Genomic DNA, 20852 nt, shown 5'->3' on the forward strand with positions numbered 1-20852 from the left:
ACCGCTATTTATTTGTTTCATTCACAACCCTGTCCAAGGTCAGAGGGGAACGGACCCCATCTTCTCATTCAGATCCATGCAGCAGTCATTAACAATCGGCAGCTTGGTTCTCTCATTTTCCTCTTCGATGTTCTCAGCAGCCAGCGGTGTTGTTTTGGCATTGGAGCTTACACCCATAAGCAGGAAAGAAGCGATGACGAACGTGGAGACGACTTCGCGGTTACGCTTATCTGACGCCCCGGCACGCCTTTGAATCAGGGAGCCAGCCCAATAAACGGCTTCCACTACCGCAATGGCGCCGGCTATGTCAAGCAGCACGTGCTGCTTGACAAATAAGGTCGAGGCGATAATCAGTATGGACATGCATGATACCCCAAGACGGATGTAGCGGTTGATAGCCTGCGATGAAATAAATGCTTTCATCATACAGTACGAGGTCAGTACATGCGTGCTCGGAAAACAATTGAAAGGCTCATCCATGCTGTACACATATTGGACAAGCCGGTCGAACAAGTCATGGACGGCAAATTCAGGACGCGGCACATGCGTCTGGTAGACGGCGTACACCAGATAACATACGGTCAGACCGATATTAAAGCGAAGCAGTGTATGTCTATACAGCTGCTTGTTCTTGAAGGCAAGATAGACAAAACAAACAAAAATAAAAACAAACCAGCCTAAATAAGGCACAATAAACAGTTTTAGAAAAGGGATTTGTTCATCCAAATCTGTTACCAGGCTGAAGGTCTCCTCGCCGCGGCTTTGGTTCAAATAAATATAGGCGACGCTGAGCAGCGGGATGGACAAAAGCAGGCTTAGCGCCGGCAAACGGTTCAATAACAGTTTCCACATCGTGTACATAGAAGTCACTCCATTTCAAATTTTCATTCTTACCCGTGTTTCATATGCTGTTCTGCTGATAGATCCAGATTAAGGCATTGTAAATTTTTTTGTAACGTCCCCGGGATGTAAATAAGCTAAGACTTTGCCGGGGGCAGCGGGTCAGACCAACTAAGACCTTGGTCTTAGCCACAACCGGTTCCAGGTACGTAGGGGATCAGGATATTTATTGTTAAAATGGGATGATTGGGTATTGCTGCAAGGGGGGCTGTGAATTGAAAAAAATAATCGGTGCGCTGCTCCTGATGGGCGGTCTTGTTCTGATGGGGCTTTCCTTTCCGCAATTGCCGCAGACGTGGAAAGGGCAGGAACAAAGGTTTGCCATCCCGGATACGGTGCAGACCATCTCGGTGTCGGCATCTCAAGCCGATATCCGCATTACATCGGTTGACGATCTGGACGAGATCAAGGTGACGCTTAGCGGCAACGGCTCATTGAATGTAAACCATTCCGAAGAGCGTATCGATCTGCAGGTGGAGGACAAATCTTGGGGACTCCTGCCGCGAGGGTGTACTTTGGACATCTACCTCCCTAGCTTTTATAAACAGGTCTTGATGGCTGAAGCTGATGAAGGTAATATCGATGTTTATGGCGGTTCGGAGGAAGGACGGATGACCCTCCGGGAATTGGCGCTCACCATCCATTTGGGTAACGTGAAGGTAATGGATACCCATGCAGAGCGGCTCCTCTTCAACGGTGCGGCAGCCAAGTTCTCAGGAGAACAGGTTGAAGCAGGCAGCTCCGAGTTTGAGCTCATTTCGGGTAAAATCGACCTGGACAAATATTCGGGCGATTATGATATCTCCATGGAAACGGGAAAATTGAACGTTTCAAATTTCTCGAACGGCGACGGAAGGGTGAAGCTGACTGCGGGCCAGATCAATCTGGATCATTACGAGGGCGGGCTGAAGGCGGAAATAACGAGCGGAGAAATAAATGCCCAGCTTGATAGGGCCGGGGGGGCGTTTGATATTCATATTATCAGCGGCAATGTCAATTTTCTGCTACCCCTGCCGGCGGATTTCCGGCTGGATGCGGCAACCGAAGACGGACGCATCAGGGCAGTTTATCCTTTCGATACAATAGACACTCAAGAGCGCCGGAAATTGGAAGCTGCCAGCGGAACGGGCAAAATTCCATTACGGGTCCGTTTGCTGTCGGGCAATTTGAATGTTGATTCCACTCCATAAGAAAGAAGGATCCGGGATGATAAAAAAGGTGTTGAGAAATCCGTTTACCGGTTTGGCCGCAGCCGGCACCACTATCTATTTAATCATTTCCGGCACAGGTTATGGGTATTATGATCCGCTGGTCTGGCTCGGTATCGGATTCCTGGTGTCCTGTTTTCGCTCCCGGCTGAGATGGATCGCCATTATCCCTTGGACGGTAATGCTGATTATGCTTTCCGAAGGGCTGCAGCTTTATCTGCCGGGCGTGCTGGCGGGCGCAGCTCTCAGCTATACGGGTTATATACTGCTCGCGGATAAACGATCCTTTCTGCAAAAAAAACCAGATACAGGAATGCGAGTACGAATAGGTCGCGTTTCCTTGCGAGAGCGTTTCGGCGATGTGATGATCCGCCCTGTGGAGATTGAGGATTTATCCGTTCCGTTTGGCCTCGGCGATGTTCATATCGATCTGTCTCAGGCGATCGCTGCAGAAGGAGAGCGGACCGTCGTTGTGGACCGAATAGCCGGGAATGTGGCTGTTTATCTCCCTTACGATCTTTCAGCCCGGGTTGAGGTGAATATGTTCTATGGTTCTTTGGATATTCCCGGGCTTACCCGAGAAAGAGTGGAATTCCGGTTCCGTACGGAAACTGCGGACTATACGCAAGCCGGAAGAAAAGTGCGCGTTGTCCTGACGAGTGTAATCGGCGATGTAACGGTGAGGTATTTATAAGATGAACATGCATAGAATGGTCAGCATCAGATGGAAGCTTACGATCGCCGGGATTGTCATTGCTCTGCTGCTTTTTGCGGGAGCCGCATGCGCAATTGTCTTTTTTTATAAGCTGGATTTCCTGATATTATGGGTGGTCCAGAAGAAAAACATCCCGTTGATTCTGATATTATCGGCCGCAGCGGCAGGCGTCGGGGCTGTATGCGGATGGACTTACGGCAGCGTACTGAAAAAAAGGCTGGACCGTCTCATGGAAACGATCACTATATTTGAGAGGGGCAATTTCGTCCACCGCGTTGTTTTGCGCAAAGGAGAAGAGGATGAGATTGGTTTGATGGCAAGCAGGCTGAATGAGATGGCCGGGCATATTCAGCGCCAGATCGCCGCTCTCCAGAAACTATCGACGGAAAAGGCCGAGATGGGAGAGCAGCTCAAGAAATCTGCCATACTGGAAGAGCGGCAAAGACTTGCGCGCGAGCTGCACGATGCGGTCAGCCAGCAGCTGTTTGCCATCTCGATGATGACGTCAACCCTTACGGAAAGTCCGGACTTGAATGCCGGGAAAGCAAGGAAACAAATTACGATGGTCGATAAACTCGCGGGGAATGCGCAGAATGAGATGCGCGCGCTGCTCAGGCAGCTGCGTCCTGCGACATTGGAGGGCAAATCATTGAAGGAAGGTCTCCAGGAGCTGGTGGAGGAAATTGCAGACAAGCAGTCGTTGGATATCCGCTCGGAGATCGAACCCGTCGAAGGGCTGCCGAAGGGCGTAGAAGACCATTTATTCCGTATTACCCAGGAAGGGTTGTCCAATGTTCTCCGACACTCGCAAGCCGACTCGCTATCCGTGAAGCTTGGCTTCTACAATAAACAAATTCATCTCAAAATAACCGATAACGGTATTGGTTTTGATGCGAACGCAGTGAAATCGTCTTCCTTCGGTTTGAAAACGGTTCAGGAGCGCGCCCATGAAATCGGAGGTGTGGCAACGATTGTTTCTTTTCCTGGGAAAGGGACACAGCTGGAAGTAAAAGTACCCATTATCGACCACGGTGAGGAGAGGCGATCATGACTATTAAAGTGCTGCTTGTGGATGATCATGAGATGGTCCGGATGGGCTTGGCCGGTTATCTGGACATTCAAGCCGACATTGAAGTTGTCGGCGAAGCGGCGAGCGGCGAAGAGGGCGTCAGGCTTGCCGGTGAGCTTAAACCGGATGTGGTTGTCATGGATCTGGTCATGGCAGGGATGGGCGGCGTGGAGGCAACCAGGCTAATATGCGAGATGCCTGATGCACCGCAGGTTATTGTATTGACAAGCTTCATGGATGATGACAAGGTATATCCGGTCATTGAAGCGGGAGCGCTCAGTTATTTGCTTAAGACATCCAGAGCCCGTGAAATTGCGTCTGCCATCCGTGCAGCGGGCAGGGGAGACTCGGTATTGGAGGCAGAGGTGACGGGCAAGGTCCTTTCCAGAATGCGCCGCGCGCCCCAGGACCTTCCCTATAAAGCTCTGACATCAAGAGAAATCGAAGTGCTGAGCCTCATTGCCAAGGGAAAAACCAATCATGAAATCGCTGCGGAGCTGGTTATTGCCGTCAAGACCGTCAAAACGCATATTACAAATATTTTCGCCAAGCTGGAAGTGGACGACCGCACTCAAGCTGCTGTTTACGTACACCGGAACGGACCCATCTGATCATTCAGAAAAATCCGGCTTGCCTCGAGGATCTGGATCAGCATGTATAATTAAGACCCCCATCAGGAATGGAATTCATCGGGCTGCGAGCAAACTCAGCCAGAGATGAATTCTTTTTTCGCTTATGACAGATGTTTGTCTTCGATTCTGGTTCGGCTGGTCTTCGGTCATCCCGACCTGTTTCGCGAATAGCAAAAGGTTGAGAAAATGATGATTTTTTTAGTATAATGAAGGTATCCTTGAAACGAGGGGTTGGTACAAATGGCAATTCGCGATTGCCGGATTGGCAAATCTCATGCAGAGCCTGTTAAAGGGCGATACTTTGCGTGAGGTGCGGTAGGACAAACTAATCGCCCATACAAATGAATATCGTTTCTAATAACGGGCTTCTGCACCTTATTGCATATTTACAAAAAATAAGGAGCTGAACCGTTATGATTAAACCGTTTATTAGAAACCATGACTATAATTTTATTAAGAAACAAGCAGCTTTTCTGAAGCAGACACTCCGAACGGCTGTTGATCCCAAAGTGCTGGAATCCGTCCGTTACAGCACGGAATCCAATATTATGGGACGGTTCCCGCTTGCAGACGCTCATCAGCAGCAATTGTTAAAGGGAATTTCCGGATTGGACACTGCCGATGAATTCGACCGGTATCTTGGCCAATTGCAGCCGTATGTGGTTGAATTCCCTACGGTTACGGCCAAGCAGATTCAGAAGCTGTTCCCCAAAAACAAGAAACTTAAGATTCCGGATCTGTCAGCAGTAAGCCATAGGCACACAACCTATCTGAGCTGGCTTGATATTTCGACCAATAAAATGTTTTTGGTTCACGAGATGAATGGACTTATTATGGGTGTAGAAGGCCGTTTCATACCATCCAACAAGAAAAGCTACTGTTTCTTGTGCAACAGACATGAAGAGCTTGTGTTTTTCTCTGCGGTAGCCACGAAAAGACCGGCCAAATCATCACCCGATTATTACAAAGCCATTGGCAATTACTTGTGTATGAACAGTATGGAATGTAACAAGAATGTGACGGATCTTTCAGCTTTAGAGAAATTTATGGAAGCTGTTACAGGGTAAGCATGTTTGTCGCCATGCTTCAAGCAAATCTCCGGGCCATTGAATCTTTTTTTATAGATTCAATGGCTTTTTAGCGGTGGCTTAACAAATAATGGAAATCAATTCCAGCTGAACGTCAGAGATTGAAAGAGCTGAAATAAATTAGAATTCTATTTGTTTAGCAGAGAGTTCTTGCCGAAGTTTACTTGGCGTATTATGCTAGGAGTAGGTTTGAACGGGCAGCATGTTGAGGCTGCTGGTAAGACTTGAGAATAATTGAGATGACTTCATATGTAAGGAATGGATGAGACGTGACAATTGGGTTTTTCGACTCGGGTATCGGCGGACTTACAGTACTGGAAGAATCCCTCAGAAGGCTTCCCACTGAAGATTATCTTTATATGGCGGATACGCTTCACGTTCCCTATGGAACCAAAAGCAAGGAAGATGTTAGAAGATATATCCTCGAGACGATCGGGAAGATGGTTGAGGAGGGCATTGATGCGCTTGTTATCGCTTGCAATACGGCGACCAGCATTGCAGTAGCTGAGTTAAGAGAAATATATTCTCTTCCTATTATCGGGATGGAGCCTGCGGTCAAGCCTGCCGTGGAAATGAACCGTGCAACCGGAAAAAGGGCACTTGTCTTTGCTACTCCGCTAACGCTCCAGCTGCCCAAATATTATGCGCTTGTTGCCCGTGTTGATGAAGAGGGCATCGTAGATTCGCTGCCGCTCCCGGAACTCGTGAACTACTGTGAGGCCTTGCAGTTCGATAAACGGATCATGGAAGATTATTTTCATACGAAGCTAGCCGGCTATGATTTGGATAACTATGGAATTGTCGTGCTTGGCTGTACGCACTATCCTTTTTATAAAGATATTCTTCGCGAGATTCTGCCTGCGCATATTCAGATTGTCGATGGCAATATCGGAACAGTGAAGCGGCTGTCGGCGATGCTGAACAGATATGGTGTCGTACAATCGAGCGGAAGCGGAAATGTCCGTTTTATGTGTACCGGCGGCGAACCCGCTTATATGGACAAGATGTACAAGGCGCTGTCCCTTCTCCGGACCCGTGAAAGCATAACAGGTCAAATGTATTAGAATGAACGGTTTGCGCGAAAATAGCTGGCTTTCGTTGAAAAGTAAAAGCTTGAGCAATCAAGCTTTTTTTCTATGTTCTCATAGACAAGAAACTTGTGTTAGCACACAAGCATATTGTAGTACAATCAATGGATAAGCTTCCCAATTAGGTAGTATTACGATCAGGAGCCATTTGGCGGACGCGGGACTATTTATTTCACACCTCTTGGAGCGGACGTTTAATTTGCAGGTTCCGAATATAACTATTCATTCCCTATCCAAATATGCCGAAAATCCTAGTAGGGGATTCTCCCCAATATCTCTGAACAGCCATAAAACAGAAAAATGTCTTGCATATAATTCGATTGAAATGATTAGAGGGGGATTGGAGTGAATCATCTTCATGGATCTCATGACGTTGTACTGGTTGCGATTTCTTACATCGTTGCAGTAGTGGCTTCCTATACGGTTCTGGGTATGGTTGAGCGAACCGGCATTACCAGCGGAAGAAACCGTTGGTACTGGCTGCTGTTTGGTACTTTTTCCATGGGCATGGGGATCTGGTCGATGCATTTTGTAGGTATGCTCGCCTTTACCTTATCGGAGCCGGTAAGCTATGATTTGACAATTGTGCTTCTCTCTGTTTTGGCCGCATTTGCCGGATCATATGTCGCGCTGCAAATGGTAGGACGACGTCAACCCGGAATACGGCATATTCTGGCCGGAGGCGTGCTGCTTGCCGTGGGCATTTCGGCCATGCATTATATTGGAATGTCGGCCATGCAGGTAGGTATCTCCTATGATCCCTTTTATTTCGTGCTCTCTATCGGCATAGCGGTTGCTGCTTCTATATCCGCTTTATGGTTAGCAATTTATTTCCGCAAGGACTCGGGGCGAATCACGGAATGGATGAAGCTGGGAAGCGCTTTGATCATGGGTGCCGCAATTGCCGGCATGCATTACACCGGAATGATGGGGGCCCGGTTTCAAATGAGGAGTATGCCCGGAGAATCCTCAGGCATGATCTTGAACCATCAGTGGCTGGCCTACTTTATTTCAACGGGGACGTTGATTACGCTTGCGCTTTCCCTTGTCGGCATTTATATATCCAGACGCTTTACCCGCAAGGACTCGGAAATTCAGCAAAAGTCCGATGAGATTTATAAGATTAATCAGGAACTGCGGCAGTTAAATGAACATCTGGAAGACCTGGTGGCGACTCGGACGCTGCAGCTTGAAAAAGCCCATGACGAAGCCATCCAGGCCAGCATGATCAAGAGCCAGTTTCTGGCGAATATGAGTCATGAGCTGCGAACGCCGCTGAATGCGATTATCGGCTATAGCGAAATGCTGCATGAGGAAGCGGACGAGCTCGGAGAGGCTTTCTTTGCGGAGGATCTGGCAAAAATCAACAAAGCCGGAAATCATCTTCTTGCCTTGATCAACGATATATTGGATATTTCCAAAATAGAAGCGGGCAAAATGGAGCTGCATCTTGAGACATGCAGCTTGCCTGACATGATCCAGGATGTCATGTCAACAATTCGTCCGCTGGTTGAAGAAAAAGGGAATCAGCTTCGAATCATCCAGGATCAGGACGGGGAAATCACAACAGATGTGACGAAACTGCGGCAGATTCTGCTTAATTTGCTGAGCAATGCCAACAAATTCACGGAAAATGGCCTGATTACCTTTGAAGCCTATAAGGAATCCAGGGGTGTTAGGTCCGGGTTCAGCTTCCGAGTCGGGGATACGGGGATCGGAATGACGGCGGAGCAGCTGGAGAAGCTGTTCCAGCCCTTTACCCAAGCGGATGAATCCACCACAAGAAAGTATGGGGGGACTGGCCTCGGGCTTTCCATCAGCCAGCAATTCAGCCGGATAATGGGCGGAGATATCAAGGTGGAAAGCGAGTATGGAAAAGGCGCAATTTTCACCTGCTGGCTGCCAGCTTCTCCTCCTGATGGCGAGAGGGCGTTGTTATCGCTTGGAATTGATGCCTCTTCAAAGGGCGCGGAAGAGAACGGCCAGATCAGCATTCTTCTCATTGATGATGAAACCTTTAATCGGGAGCTGATGGAACGTTATTTGGCCAAAACGGAATGGACAATGGCCTATGCCGACAGCGGTCTGGAAGGACTGCGGCTGGCCAGGAAACTGTCTCCCAAGGTCATCTGCCTGGATATCCTGATGCCCAGCATGGACGGCTGGAGCGTACTCGCAGCCCTTAAAAACGATCCTGTGCTGAAGGATATACCTGTTGTAATTTGGTCGATAACCAGCGACAGACAGCTGGGTTACAAGCTTGGAGCCGCAGAGTTTCTGATGAAGCCGGTACAAAGAGATCAGTTAATCGGAGTTATAGATAAGTATGTTGTGAATCCGCATCCGAATTTTCCCGCAGGGTTTGTTTGATCCGCAGCGCAACAGAGTACGAATGTTCACAAGAGAAGAGGATGGCTATGGATCTCAAAGATGAAAGTTATGCATTATCCGCGTTGGAAGCATCATCCCTCGTGTTAGTTACGGATTGCAAAGGAATCATTACATTTGTAAATGATCATTTCTGTAAAATCTCCGGGTATGCAAAAGATGAATTGACCGGGTTTAATTACAGAACGGTTTGCTCCAGCTATTATACAATGGAGCACTTTCAGGATATTTCGAAGACGGTGACCCAGGGTCATGTATGGAATGGAGGGGTGAAGAATCAGGCCAAGGATGGCAGCGAATACGGGGTGAATCTGACCGTATTTCCGAATGTGAATGATAACGGCGAAGTCTATCAATATGTGTTTATTGGAAAAGAATTTATCAAGAACAGGCCGGATGATGCGTATCTGCATCAGACGATGGAAAATTTGCGTGATATCGAAAATGCGCTGGACGCATCCTCAATCGTTGCCATTACCGATGATAGAGGAGTCATTACCTACGTCAATGAAAAGTTTTGCGAAATCTCGAAATATGATCGGGCAGAACTGATCGGCAAAACACATCGGGTCATTAATTCCGGTTTCCATCCTAAGTCTTTCTTTCGGGAAATGTGGGAGACGATAAAGCAAGGACTCGTCTGGAAAGGCGAGGTTAAGAACCGTGCCAAGGATGGCAGCGAGTATTGGATGCATACGACGATTGTTCCTTTTCTCCATGATGATGGAAAACCCCGCCAGTTTATCTCCATTCGTACGGATATTACAGACCGGGTAATAGCGGAAGCCGCTTTGGCCGATCGTACCAAACAATTGGCCAAAGCTCATGATGAAGCTATTAAAGCCAATTTGATCAAGAGCCAATTTCTGGCCAATATGAGCCATGAGCTGCGAACTCCACTGAATGCCATTATCGGCTATAGCGAGATGCTGCAGGAGGAAGCGGAGGAGCTGGGTGAGGGGGCATTTGCAGACGATTTATCAAAGATCAGCAAGGCCGGAAACCATCTGCTTGCCCTGATCAATGATATTCTGGATATTTCCAAAATCGAGGCCGGCAAGATGGAGCTATTCCCGGATACATGCAGACTGTCTGATCTTATTCAGGATGTGATGACAACGATCCGGCCGCTCGTTGAAGGCAAAGGCAACCAGCTTCAAACGTTTTGCGAGGAAGAAGGGGAAATTACCGTCGATGTCATGAAGCTCCGTCAGATATTGATTAATTTGCTGAGCAATGCCAATAAGTTTACGGAGAATGGATTCATTGCGTTTGAAGTTTATAAGGAATCCAGGAATAATCGACCCGGTTACAGCTTTCTTGTCAGGGATACGGGGATCGGGATGACGCAGGAACAGCTTGAGAAGCTGTTTCAACCTTTTACCCAAGCAGATGCATCCACAACAAGGAAATATGGGGGAACTGGACTTGGCCTGGCGATAAGTCAGCGGCTTAGTCATATTATGGGCGGAGATATAATGGTGGAGAGTGAGTTTGGCACTGGTACCGCCTTTACTTGCTGGCTGCCGACATTCTCTGATGAGCTGAAGGATTCGCTCGCCTCTGTGATTGGCGAACGTCAACTAACGACGGATGAGGAAAGCCAGGTCAATATTCTCCTGATTGACGATGAAGCCTCCAATCGGGAGCTAATGGAGCGTTATCTTATTAAAACAGGCTGGACTCTGGCGTTTGCAGAAAATGGGCAGGACGGACTACATATGGCCAAGAAGCTTCGTCCCAAGGTGATCTGTCTGGATATTTTTATGCCCGGGATGGATGGGTGGAGTGTATTGACGGCAATCAAAAGCGATCCGGAGCTGGCGGATATTCCCGTTGTCATCTGGTCCATGACCAGCGACAGGCAGCTGGGATATGCGCTTGGCGCGGCGGAATTTCTGGTGAAGCCTGTGCAGCGGGACCAGCTCATATCGGTCATGGATAAGTATGTTGTAAACCGCGAGGATCATACAGTTCTGGTCATTGAAGATGACGCATCCGTAAGCGAACTGGTGGCAAGGCTGCTGCGCAAAGAAGGTTATAAGGTGGTTGAAGCTGCGAATGGCATATTGGCTTTGGCCAGCCTGTCCCAAACGACGCCAGCGCTGATCCTGCTGGATCTCATGATGCCGGAAATGGATGGTTTTCAATTTATTGAGGAACTAAGAAAACAGGAAGCCTGGAGAGAGATACCGATTATCGTATTGACGGCCAAGACGATCACATCGGAAGATCGCGCCAAGCTAAGCGGCTCTGTCATAAAGACCATCCGGAAAGGATCATACGATCCTCAAACCCTTCTTGAGAAAATTCAATCTTACTTGACTTAGCGCACACATAAAAGTAAAAGGGGCTTAACTTTGATGCAAACGATTCTGCTGGTGGAAGATAATGAAATGAATCGGGACATGCTTAGCAGGCGCTTAATCCGTAAAGGCTATCGGGTCATAACGGCTAATGATGGTTTACAAGGTGTGGAGTTGGCTGAAACGGAACGCCCTGATCTGATTCTGATGGATATGAGCTTGCCTGTGATGGATGGTTGGGAAGCTACACGGACGCTCAAAAAATCTGCTGAACTGAGCGTTATTCCCATTATTGCCCTTACTGCTCACGCCATGGCAGGAGATGATCAAAAAGCTTTTCAAGCCGGCTGCGATGATTTCGATACGAAGCCGGTTGTTCTGGATCGGTTGCTTCATAAAATGCAAGAGTTGCTGGGGAAATGAGAGGAATCATCATTGAACGGAGGACTAACATGGCAGAATTCACTCCGAATCAAGCCAAAATTCTGATCGTGGACGATCAGGAATATAATATCAGTTTATTGGAACGAATTCTCAGCAGGGCGGGGTTTATGCATATCTTCAGCACATTGGATCCGCATCGCATCAATCAGTTGCTGCAAGAGATCGACCCGGACATTATCCTGCTTGATCTGCATATGCCGGGTATGGACGGGATTCAGGCTTTGCAGCTGATCCGTGATCAGACGGGGCCGGACAGTTATTTACCTGTGCTGATGTTGACCGCGGATAATACGTCGAAGGCCAGGCAGGAAGGATTGCACGCGGGAGTAAACGATTATTTAACTAAGCCGTACGATCGTACGGAGGTTGTGCTGCGCATCAATAATTTATTGAAAACCCGGTTTCTGCATAAGCAGCTTCAGCAGCACAATTCTATGCTCGAAGAACGTGTTCGAGAACGAACGGAGCAGTTGGACCAAGCAAAGCTTGAGACCTTGCAGGTGCTAGGCCGAGCATCCGAGTTTCGCGACGATATCACAGGTATGCATACGCAGCGTGTGGGTCAAATGTCCGGATTAATAGCAAGCCGGATAGGACTTTCCGAAAAACAAATCGAGCTGATCAGGATGGCTGCGCCTCTTCACGATATTGGCAAAATAGGCATCCCGGATCATATTTTATTAAAGCCTGGACGATTTGAGGCGGATGAATTTGAACATATGAAATTACATACGACCATCGGCGCCAATATATTGAAAGAAAGTTCGTTTGACGTACTGAGAATGGCTGAATTAATTACCAGGTCCCACCATGAGAAATGGGATGGCACGGGTTATCCGCAAGGCTTGAAAGAAGAAGAGATCCCGATCGAAGCGCGGGTTGTGGCACTGGCCGACTTTTATGATGCTTTGACACATGAACGGCCTTACAAAAAAGCTTGGCTTCCTGCTGAAGCGGTCGAAGAAGTAAAACGGCAGAAAGGCATACATTTCGATCCCCGGGTTGTCGATGCGTTTCTTAGTATAATGGATTCAAATAACCTTTAGTAAATGCATGCGGATTGCAGATCAAATCCGAATCATACGATCAGCCACAGATGTGGCTTTTTTTATTTCCAAGAAGACGTGGCACTCCAAATGTTGGGGTGCGGGGATGGTATGTTTTAAATATTGGTGGCAGCCCAATGGGACGGATACGTGAGAAATGGCGGCAGCTTTGTTCTGGCATTGCCTTTGGCAGCGTTAAGTTGCATCTGGGTAAGAAAAATACTTTCGCTGAGTTTCGCTCCGCTGATGTCGGCGTCCCTCAAATCAGCGCCAATAAGATCAGCCGTTCCCAGATCGGCGTCCCTCAGATCCGCAGCAATCAAATAAGCGCCTCTTAAATTGACGCCTCGAAGATCCGCTCCCTGAAGTTTGGCGCCCATAAGATCCGCTCCTGGCCCGATAGGCTTGCGCCGGACCCGGGAGTGCTTTGGAGAAGGAACGGCATCACCTCGCACAAGCTCACTGGTCCGCTGAAGGAGAGCATTGACAACCGCACGGTGGGCTGGAATATCCAACTTCATGATGGCATTGGAATCGAGGTTAGTGAGGCGCTGCGTCTCAGCGAGCGCGTTGCCAAGCTCAACCTGGATCGGCAGTGCAGACCGGTAAGTCAGCGCTTCGTTCAAGTACCAGAGCATCTCATGAAGCTGCCGCATGATTGGAAGAATCTCAAACATTTGTTTGGCGGACCCTGGGGATTGCTGCCAGTCGGATCCGGCGAATGTATCCTGGGAAACTTTCTGTCCGGCGCCGAAGCAGTCATAGACCGTGCATCCCCGCATACCCCGCTGCCTGAGGCTGTCGTGAACCCCGCACCGGAAGTCAGATTGCAGGCTTGGGCATCGCTGGCCGGCAGCCTTGTCCATCGCGAAGTCTGCCGAAGCCGCGAAGGGCAAGGCAACACAACACAATCCGAAACATTTCTCGCAATCAGCCTGGAGCTTCTGCCGGTTTGCGGCAGTGTTCGATGTGGTGGAAAGATGGTCGTGCTCGTGCATGTTGAAATCTCCTTCGATATCATAGAATACGATAAAAGTATGAAAAAAGAATCAAGTACATGACCAGGCCGGAGCCTTATCAATTGCATAGCCGAGGGCATAATCTTTATTATGTTATTACTCCATACCCTTTGCGTCAATTGCCGATTTATAAAAAGGATCAACCGCAGGGCACGTGTATCTTCTTAATTATGATATAATTTTGACAAAAGATCGATGACGGGAGTGTGCGGGAGATGGACAAGCATACGGATTTCAACAGGCTGGAAAACAGTGAATTAAATAATTACTATATGCGCCTGGAAGAACGATATGAAAATATCAAGAATGAGAAAATGAAACTGGATATGTCACGCGGCAAACCATGCCCAGAACAACTTGATCTTTCCATGGATATGTTGGATATCCTGGGATCGGATGATCTTCTTAAGGCCGAAGATGGTTCTGATTGCCGCAACTATGGCGGTATTGACGGCATACCGGAAGCAAAAGAGCTGTTTTCGAAAATTCTTGAGGTGGACGCCAGCGAAATAGTAATTGGGGGCAACTCAAGCCTGACCATGATGCATGATACAATAGCCCGAGCAATGCTCCATGGCGTTCCTGGAGGCAGCGGACCATGGGGGAAACGGCCCGCAGTCAAATTTTTGTGCCCGAGTCCGGGATATGACAGGCATTTTGCGATCTGTGAGCTTCTTAATATTGAAATGATTATCGTCGATATGCAGGAGAATGGTCCTGATATGGACAGGATTGAGAAGCTTGCCGGTGAAGATGAGGCAATCAAAGGAATTTGGTGCGTTCCTAAATACAGCAACCCGGATGGCATTACCTATTCAGATGGAACAGTTGGCAGATTGGCCGCGATGCAAACGAAAGCGGCCGACTTTAGAATTTTTTGGGATGATGCGTATACCGTTCACCATTTGAATGAGCCCGACAGGCTGAAAAATATTCTTGCTGCCTGCAAAAAAGCGGGAAACCCTGACCGGGTATATATGTTCAGCTCGACATCCAAGATTACGTTTCCCGGCTCGGGTGTTGCGGTAATGGCTGCTAGCGTTGATAATCTGGATGCAATGAGAAAACAGCTCTCGGTTCAAAGTATTGGCCCCGACAAAATCAACCAGCTTCGGCATGTCCGTTTTCTGAAAGACATGGATCAGTTGAATAGCCATATGAAGAGGCATGCAGCTATTATTAAACCCAAATTCGACAAGGTCTTAGAGACGCTTGAATCCGAGCTTGGAGGAAAGAAAATAGCTGATTGGAAAAAGCCGAATGGGGGGTATTTCATCAGCCTTAATACACTGGATGGTTGTGCGGAAGATGTTGTACGGATGGCAGCGGAAGCCGGAGTCACATTGACCAAAGCGGGCGCTACATTTCCTTATGGGAAAGATCCGAGAAACCGGAATATTCGTATCGCGCCTACTTTTCCAACCTTGAAGGAACTTGAGACGGCTATTGAAATCTTATGTCTTTGTATTCAACTGGTTAGTATCAAGGCTATTTTGGGGACAAATAAATAATGGTGATACCACGGTCTGGTGAAGGGGGCACGATTTATAATTCATGAATCGACGGTAAACACGTTTCGGAACATTTAGCCTGATTTCGTATAAAAAAAAGGCTATAAATGGAGCTAATATTGATATAATTTTGATGAAGTTCTAATTCTATTCAGGATGACCGCAAACAAACGTGAAAAATGCACGCTAAGCAATTCAGTAAAATAAAGCCGGACATTCCGTACGCTAAGGAATTTCCGGCTTATATTTATATCGTTCGGTCTCTTAGTCTTTTATTTTTATTATAGATCTGCACGCATTCGTTTGAACTGATTAAAAATGAATATACCGGTCAATATAATGACAACACCTGACCAGAAAAACCACACTTGAACACCATACCTATCAACGATCGGTCCTGCGAGTAGGAGTCCAATTGGGGAGGAGAGCAGCATCACACTAGTAACGAGTGAAATAACACGTCCCAGCATCGCAGGCTCAAACGCTCTCTGAATCATGGCCATATAAGGGCCATTGAAAAAAGGAGCTGCCGATCCCATGAAGAACGAAAGGATCACGAATGCGACAAAAGCCTCTTTAATAAGCACGCCGCTAACCACACATGTTAGACCAATCACAGCTAAACTCAAGCTCATATAGGTTATATTTTTCCATTTCGATGCGAATACAGACAGCATGACACCGCCAATAATCATACCTATGCCAAAAACTGCTTCTACGATGCTCGCACTATACCCCCCGCGTCCAAAATGCGATAACGTCATAAAAGGAAACAGTGTCGCAAGCGGCATAAACACGATACCAAAAATAGCTGTAGCCATTGTGATTATGACAATCGGTTTCACTTTAATGAATGCATCCCAACCCAGTTTGAATTCATTCAAGAATGAAGGTGATTGCAGGTTCTCTGGTTTAGGCTGATGAATTTTAACATACAACAGCATGATATTTGCGATCAAAGCGCCAGCCACGTCTAAAAACAACACGGACCCAAGAGAAGTGGCCGAGTAAACTGCAATTCCAAGTGCAGGACCTAACACGTTCGAGAAAGAGAAGACCATTTGCTGCCAGCCTGCCACTCGCGTTAAATGTTCTTCAGGGGCAATGAGTGGAATTGCCGCTTGGAATGCTGGTGCATGAAAAGCAGAAGCTGTAGATCGTATTATTAAAATCAGATAAACAAAAGCCAAACTCGGTTCACCCAAATAGAAATATAACCCTAAAACTAAACTGAAGAATGCAATCGCACTATCTGCTATAATCATTGTTTTTTTACGGTTCCACCGATCAAGCCAGACGCCTATAAAAGGGCCTAATATCGCTTGTGGTAAAAATCCAGCGAGTCCTGCAATCATTAATACCGAAGCAGACCCTGTTGTCTCTGTCAAATGCCAAATAATCGAGAATTGAACCATCGAAGTTGTTAATATTGAGAAGATTTGCCCACTGAATATAAACGTAAATGTTCTTTTCCATTGATGCTGCATAGCATAGCTCCCTGTATTTCCGGATTTTCATTCATGAGGCTGTAAAACGATTAGCTGCTCCTTTTTCGATAATGACTGCCGCTCGTTGCAGCGGTTTTGCCTTGCGTAGCTATCAAGTCATGCACCACGCGTATATTATGCAGAAAATGCTGACCAGAAAAATTACGGCTTCTGCAGTTTGTATGAGTACGGGATTTATTCCCGGTGATGGTAGACTTCTTCTCTTTTTTGAGCAACACAAAAACACCTCATTCATTCGTTTGGGAGAAATGAAAAGGCACGCTACAAATAAACCCAAACCATTTTTCGAAAAAATGGGTGAGTCAACATGTATTGCACCTCACATTACCTTAAACGCATGAAATGGGTGATCAAAAAAAGCACCTCCTATAAATTATATGAATTATAACAAATATTACTTGGGAAGCCAACAAAAGGTAGGTTAAGGTTTCCGATGTAGGTTTTGGCATTTCAGAAGATGAATTTTTAGAATTATTAAACCCATTTTAATCCATGTGATTGCGGTTAATGTCAGTTTCGCTGGTACTACCCCTGTTCGAAGACTTTCCTATGTGTTCAAACCTTTCTCGGGTCTCGAATCCATAAAATCCATATGTTTGAAACCCCATCCACACATATCGTTTAAGACAGAGCTTAAAGTTCTTCCATGTTCGGATAGAGAATATTCAACCTTTGGAGGAATCTCCTGATAAATTCGTCGTAAGACAAGTCCGTCCCGTTCCAATTCACGGAGCTGGTTTGTAAGCATCCCTTGCGTAACATTCGGTAACCGTTTTCTTAATTCCCCAAACCGTTTCGTACCCTCATTGAGCAAAATAAATAAGACGAGCGGCTTCCACTTGCCACCAATTGCATGTAACGTGGCTAGAATCCCATCGGTTGATGAAGATTTTTGATTTGTGGTGTGCATAATTTCAACCCCTAGCTTTACCATTAATTAACCGTACGCCTACCATACCAAATTATCCGTGGGGTTGCCATAGTCCTTTTATTCATACTTAGTATGGATAAACTGCGTACTTTGCAAATCCATAATTGTAGCCAATAATGGACGTTGTAAGGAAGACCAATCCATTAAGCTGCGAGAGGATGAAACAAAATGAACATTTCTTTGAATGGGAAAATCGCTGTAGTTACTGGTGCAAGCCGTGGTATCGGACTCGCTACCGTTAAAGCGCTGGCTGATTCTGGAGCGAAAGTCATAGCTTCTGCGCGGCAAGAAACGGAAGAGTTAAGAGAGCTTGCGGCAACCCGTGAAGTGTTTACAGTTATTGCAAATGCCGCAACGAAGGAGGGAGCGGAGCATGTCATGCTGGAAGCGGTAAACCGCTTTGGGAGACTGGACATTCTCATCAATAACATTGGAGCGACGGATAACCATGCCGGACAAGGTTTCCTTCAGTTATCCGACGCAGATTGGACGGAGACGATGGACATTAATTTGATGAGTGTCGTGAGGTCAACCCGTGCTGCTCTGCCCCATATGTCGGCACAAGGAGGGGCGATCGTCAATATCTCATCAATGAATGCGATTATGCCCAATCCATCTATTATCGCTTACAGTTCTGCCAAAGCCGCCGTTACTAATCTGTCCAAAAATTTAGCAGGTGAGTTCGCCGCGAAGGGTATTCGTGTCAATACGGTCGCGCCTGGCCCAACTCGCACAGAGATGTGGGCGGGAAGAATACCGGATAACGAAGAAGAATTCAAGGAAATGGCTCTTAACTTCGGAATCTCGCTAGGGCGGTTTGCGGAGTCTCATGAAATTGCTGACCTTGTCGTTTTCCTTGTTTCCGATCATGCGTCCATAATTACAGGAGTTGATTACATTATCGATGGCGGATTGGTCAAAACCATTCATTGACAGTCATCGGACTGGACCAATAATAATGACCGCACATAATAGGATTATTTCCCGCATCACTTATTTTTGTATAAAGCAAGGGGCTGTCCCTAAGTCAATTAATGATGACTTTTAGGACAGCCTCTTTGGTTAGATTATCGCAGAGTCTACCCTACAGCCATCCTCCACTTCAATTGGATTAACGTATATTTATGTCGTAATTAGAGGTGTTCAGAGGACTCCAGCTGAATAAAATTCAAATGTTTCATTCGGTTTATGACAGATAATACTTCATTGATTCTTGGTAATTCAAGCCATCTTTCGAATCCAGGAAAAAAGGAAGAAAATACGATATCCACTCCTTCTCTCTCCATATCTTCGAGAGCTTTTTTGATCTTTTCATGAAAAAAGATAAGGCGATCCTGATTACTTATAGCGATTTTTCGAATTAAAAAGGAAATAGCTGTAAGCTGGGCGTGTGATGTGATATTGTAAAGCCCTCTGATATCAATTTGTTCATCACCTATCACCATGTATCCCATGGTTGAGACCATCAGCTTTTCTGTACCACTGCCCTGTGGATAGCTCGAAAAGTGATCGGTGGTTATTTTTCTTTCTATTTCCCATTTTGCAAGGGGGATGTGCTCGCGAGGTTTGTCGTGTTCACATAACTTTTTTGCTTCCTGGGTTACGTTTTTTGGCACAAAATTGTTCATCAGGATGATTTGATCGGCAACGGATAAAAATTCACCGCTACCTCCAATAACAAGAACGGAAGATACGCCTACAGCCTCATAAAGCTCCCTGACACGTTCCGTAAAAGGTGTGATGGGTTCATGCTTGATTAATGAGCGCATTTTGATGTCTTGAATCATAAAATTCGTCGCACTTCTATCTTCATCAATAAGAAGAAGCTTACACCCGAAGTTGATTGCCTCCATAATATTTGCGGCTTGAGATGTGGAGCCTGAGGCGTAGTCAGTCGAAAACTGTTCAGTCGAACTATTGGGTATCCATTTTATGAAAGGTGTAATATTGATATTTTTTATGGAACGGCCTTCCTCTGCAGATATTTCCATTGCACTTTGTTCTGTAATCACAAATTCTCGTCCATCGCCTGCGATGTGATTGTAAATCCCCGAATTTAGTGCATCTAAAATTGTGCTTTTACCCGAATAACCACCGCCGGTTATTACTGTCACACCATGATTTATTCCCATTCCAAGCAAACCACAAATTTCAACTTCAACATCTTCCGGGGAAGTAAAAGGCAAGGCAGCCTCCAGTGGCCCACTGTTGTCTGTGTTTCTTGGCAAAATGCTGCCATTTGCAATAAACGCACAATAATTACTGGATTTCAGCCATTCGCGAATCATATTTTGTTTTTTCACCAATTCAAAGGCAGCATTTAATTGGATGAGATCAAACTTGGCAATAAATTTCTCCACTTCTTTTGGAAGCATTTTGCAGAGCATGCGCATAGCTTTATCATTATTCTTGAATGGAAGTTGAACTGTAATCATTAAGCATAGATACCATTTTTCCGAGATGACTTCGACAAAGGATGCATTACGTTTCAACACCACATTGGTTGGACGAAAACAATAAAAAGCACCATTTTCTTTATCAGAACGTGACCGGTTATAAATCAATTCGTTTAATGCCTCAATATGATCAACCCATTCTCTTAATGCAAAATCTGAGAGAACAACTTGATCCATATTTTCATCTAAGTCGAGACGGTCAAAAGGTATTTTTAGGGTGATACATGGTTTATCCAGTGTGAGTTTATGTGTCCGTTCAATGGAATAGGCAACATCATTATTCCAATAGGTTGGGTCAGGTTCATAAATTAAACTGTAAGATGACTGTTCGGATTGTAATGAGCGAAAATATTGAGCGAGTCTTTTTATAAAGCATCATCCTTTCATATTTGCAAATCGGTGAATAACGGTAAAACATGCCGAAGTGAAACGATATCAAGAAGGGGGCCCTTTATCCTTTGGAACAAGGTAACGACGAAACGGATCGACCCCTAATCTCCAGATATGAGTCTGCTCAAACATATATCGGCACTGTTTGAAATT

17 protein-coding genes are annotated in these 20852 nt (G+C 46.3%); 12 read left to right on the top strand and 5 right to left on the bottom strand.

Translation table 11 applies throughout. From position 1 onward, the window contains the following. Positions 1 to 39: 39 nt before the first annotated feature. Positions 40 to 861: a phosphatase PAP2 family protein gene (locus IEY46_RS07515; RefSeq protein WP_188990600.1), complete on the bottom strand. Its 822-nt coding sequence runs from the start codon at positions 859 to 861 to the stop codon at positions 40 to 42. Positions 862 to 1115: 254 nt separating this feature from the next. Between IEY46_RS07515 and IEY46_RS07520 the strand changes: the two genes are divergently transcribed. The 10 genes from IEY46_RS07520 to IEY46_RS07565 all read left to right on the top strand — a co-directional run bounded on the left by IEY46_RS07520 (position 1116) and on the right by IEY46_RS07565 (position 12884). Continuing rightward, complete coding sequence (locus IEY46_RS07520) at positions 1116 to 2090, top strand: DUF4097 family beta strand repeat-containing protein (protein ID WP_188990601.1); 975 nt, start codon at positions 1116 to 1118, stop codon at positions 2088 to 2090. Between the two features lie 16 nt (positions 2091 to 2106). Beyond that, positions 2107 to 2802 carry a cell wall-active antibiotics response protein LiaF gene (gene liaF / locus IEY46_RS07525; protein WP_188990602.1) on the top strand — a complete coding sequence of 232 codons (696 nt, stop codon included), beginning with the start codon at positions 2107 to 2109 and terminating at the stop codon, positions 2800 to 2802. A gap of 1 nt (position 2803) precedes the next feature. Further along, entirely contained in the window at positions 2804 to 3874 is a 1071-nt protein-coding gene (locus IEY46_RS07530) for a HAMP domain-containing sensor histidine kinase (RefSeq protein WP_188990604.1), read from the top strand. Further along, positions 3871 to 4503: a response regulator gene (locus tag IEY46_RS07535; protein ID WP_188990606.1), complete on the top strand. Its 633-nt coding sequence runs from the start codon at positions 3871 to 3873 to the stop codon at positions 4501 to 4503. The genes IEY46_RS07530 and IEY46_RS07535 overlap by 4 nt, the downstream gene beginning before the upstream one ends. Before the next feature lie 434 nt (positions 4504 to 4937). Beyond that, the gene (locus IEY46_RS07540; protein WP_188990608.1) at positions 4938 to 5591 is read left to right on the top strand and encodes a FusB/FusC family EF-G-binding protein; all 654 of its coding nucleotides are present in this window, start codon (positions 4938 to 4940) and stop codon (positions 5589 to 5591) included. A 290-nt stretch (positions 5592 to 5881) separates the two neighbouring features. Next, a complete protein-coding gene (gene murI, locus IEY46_RS07545) occupies positions 5882 to 6676 on the top strand; it encodes a glutamate racemase (protein WP_188990610.1) in 795 nt (264 codons plus the stop codon). A gap of 369 nt (positions 6677 to 7045) precedes the next feature. Continuing rightward, positions 7046 to 9070, top strand: a complete 2025-nt coding sequence (locus IEY46_RS07550) for a hybrid sensor histidine kinase/response regulator (protein WP_188990612.1) — start codon at positions 7046 to 7048, stop codon at positions 9068 to 9070. A gap of 47 nt (positions 9071 to 9117) precedes the next feature. Further along, positions 9118 to 11418, top strand: a complete 2301-nt coding sequence (locus IEY46_RS07555; RefSeq protein WP_188990614.1) for a PAS domain-containing hybrid sensor histidine kinase/response regulator — start codon at positions 9118 to 9120, stop codon at positions 11416 to 11418. Positions 11419 to 11451: 33 nt separating this feature from the next. Further along, a complete protein-coding gene (locus tag IEY46_RS07560; RefSeq protein WP_188990616.1) occupies positions 11452 to 11817 on the top strand; it encodes a response regulator in 366 nt (121 codons plus the stop codon). A gap of 29 nt (positions 11818 to 11846) precedes the next feature. Continuing rightward, the gene (locus tag IEY46_RS07565) at positions 11847 to 12884 is read left to right on the top strand and encodes an HD-GYP domain-containing protein (RefSeq protein ID WP_188990617.1); all 1038 of its coding nucleotides are present in this window, start codon (positions 11847 to 11849) and stop codon (positions 12882 to 12884) included. A 116-nt stretch (positions 12885 to 13000) separates the two neighbouring features. On the opposite strand, the gene IEY46_RS07570 is transcribed toward IEY46_RS07565, so the two are convergent. Further along, on the bottom strand, positions 13001 to 13882 hold the full coding sequence (locus tag IEY46_RS07570) for a pentapeptide repeat-containing protein (protein WP_188990620.1): 882 nt from the start codon (positions 13880 to 13882) through the stop codon (positions 13001 to 13003). Positions 13883 to 14118: 236 nt separating this feature from the next. On the opposite strand from IEY46_RS07570, the gene IEY46_RS07575 reads away from it, so the two are divergent. Then, a complete protein-coding gene (locus IEY46_RS07575; RefSeq protein WP_188990622.1) occupies positions 14119 to 15414 on the top strand; it encodes an aspartate aminotransferase type Ic in 1296 nt (431 codons plus the stop codon). Between the two features lie 281 nt (positions 15415 to 15695). Here IEY46_RS07575 and IEY46_RS07580 read toward each other — a convergent pair whose 3' ends face one another. Then, complete coding sequence (locus IEY46_RS07580; RefSeq protein WP_188990624.1) at positions 15696 to 16901, bottom strand: MFS transporter; 1206 nt, start codon at positions 16899 to 16901, stop codon at positions 15696 to 15698. 568 nt (positions 16902 to 17469) lie between these two features. After that, on the bottom strand, positions 17470 to 17832 hold the full coding sequence (locus tag IEY46_RS07590; RefSeq protein ID WP_188990628.1) for a winged helix-turn-helix transcriptional regulator: 363 nt from the start codon (positions 17830 to 17832) through the stop codon (positions 17470 to 17472). Between the two features lie 189 nt (positions 17833 to 18021). Here IEY46_RS07590 and IEY46_RS07595 point away from each other — a divergent pair, with 189 nt between their 5' ends. Continuing rightward, complete coding sequence (locus IEY46_RS07595; RefSeq protein WP_188990630.1) at positions 18022 to 18786, top strand: SDR family NAD(P)-dependent oxidoreductase; 765 nt, start codon at positions 18022 to 18024, stop codon at positions 18784 to 18786. A 200-nt stretch (positions 18787 to 18986) separates the two neighbouring features. On the opposite strand, the gene IEY46_RS07600 is transcribed toward IEY46_RS07595, so the two are convergent. After that, complete coding sequence (locus IEY46_RS07600) at positions 18987 to 20486, bottom strand: P-loop domain-containing protein (protein ID WP_188990632.1); 1500 nt, start codon at positions 20484 to 20486, stop codon at positions 18987 to 18989. Positions 20487 to 20852: the final 366 nt, after the last annotated feature.

Source organism: Paenibacillus nasutitermitis, from assembly GCF_014641075.1.
In the GTDB taxonomy this organism is placed as follows: Bacteria; Bacillota; Bacilli; order Paenibacillales; family Paenibacillaceae; genus Paenibacillus_Z; species Paenibacillus_Z nasutitermitis.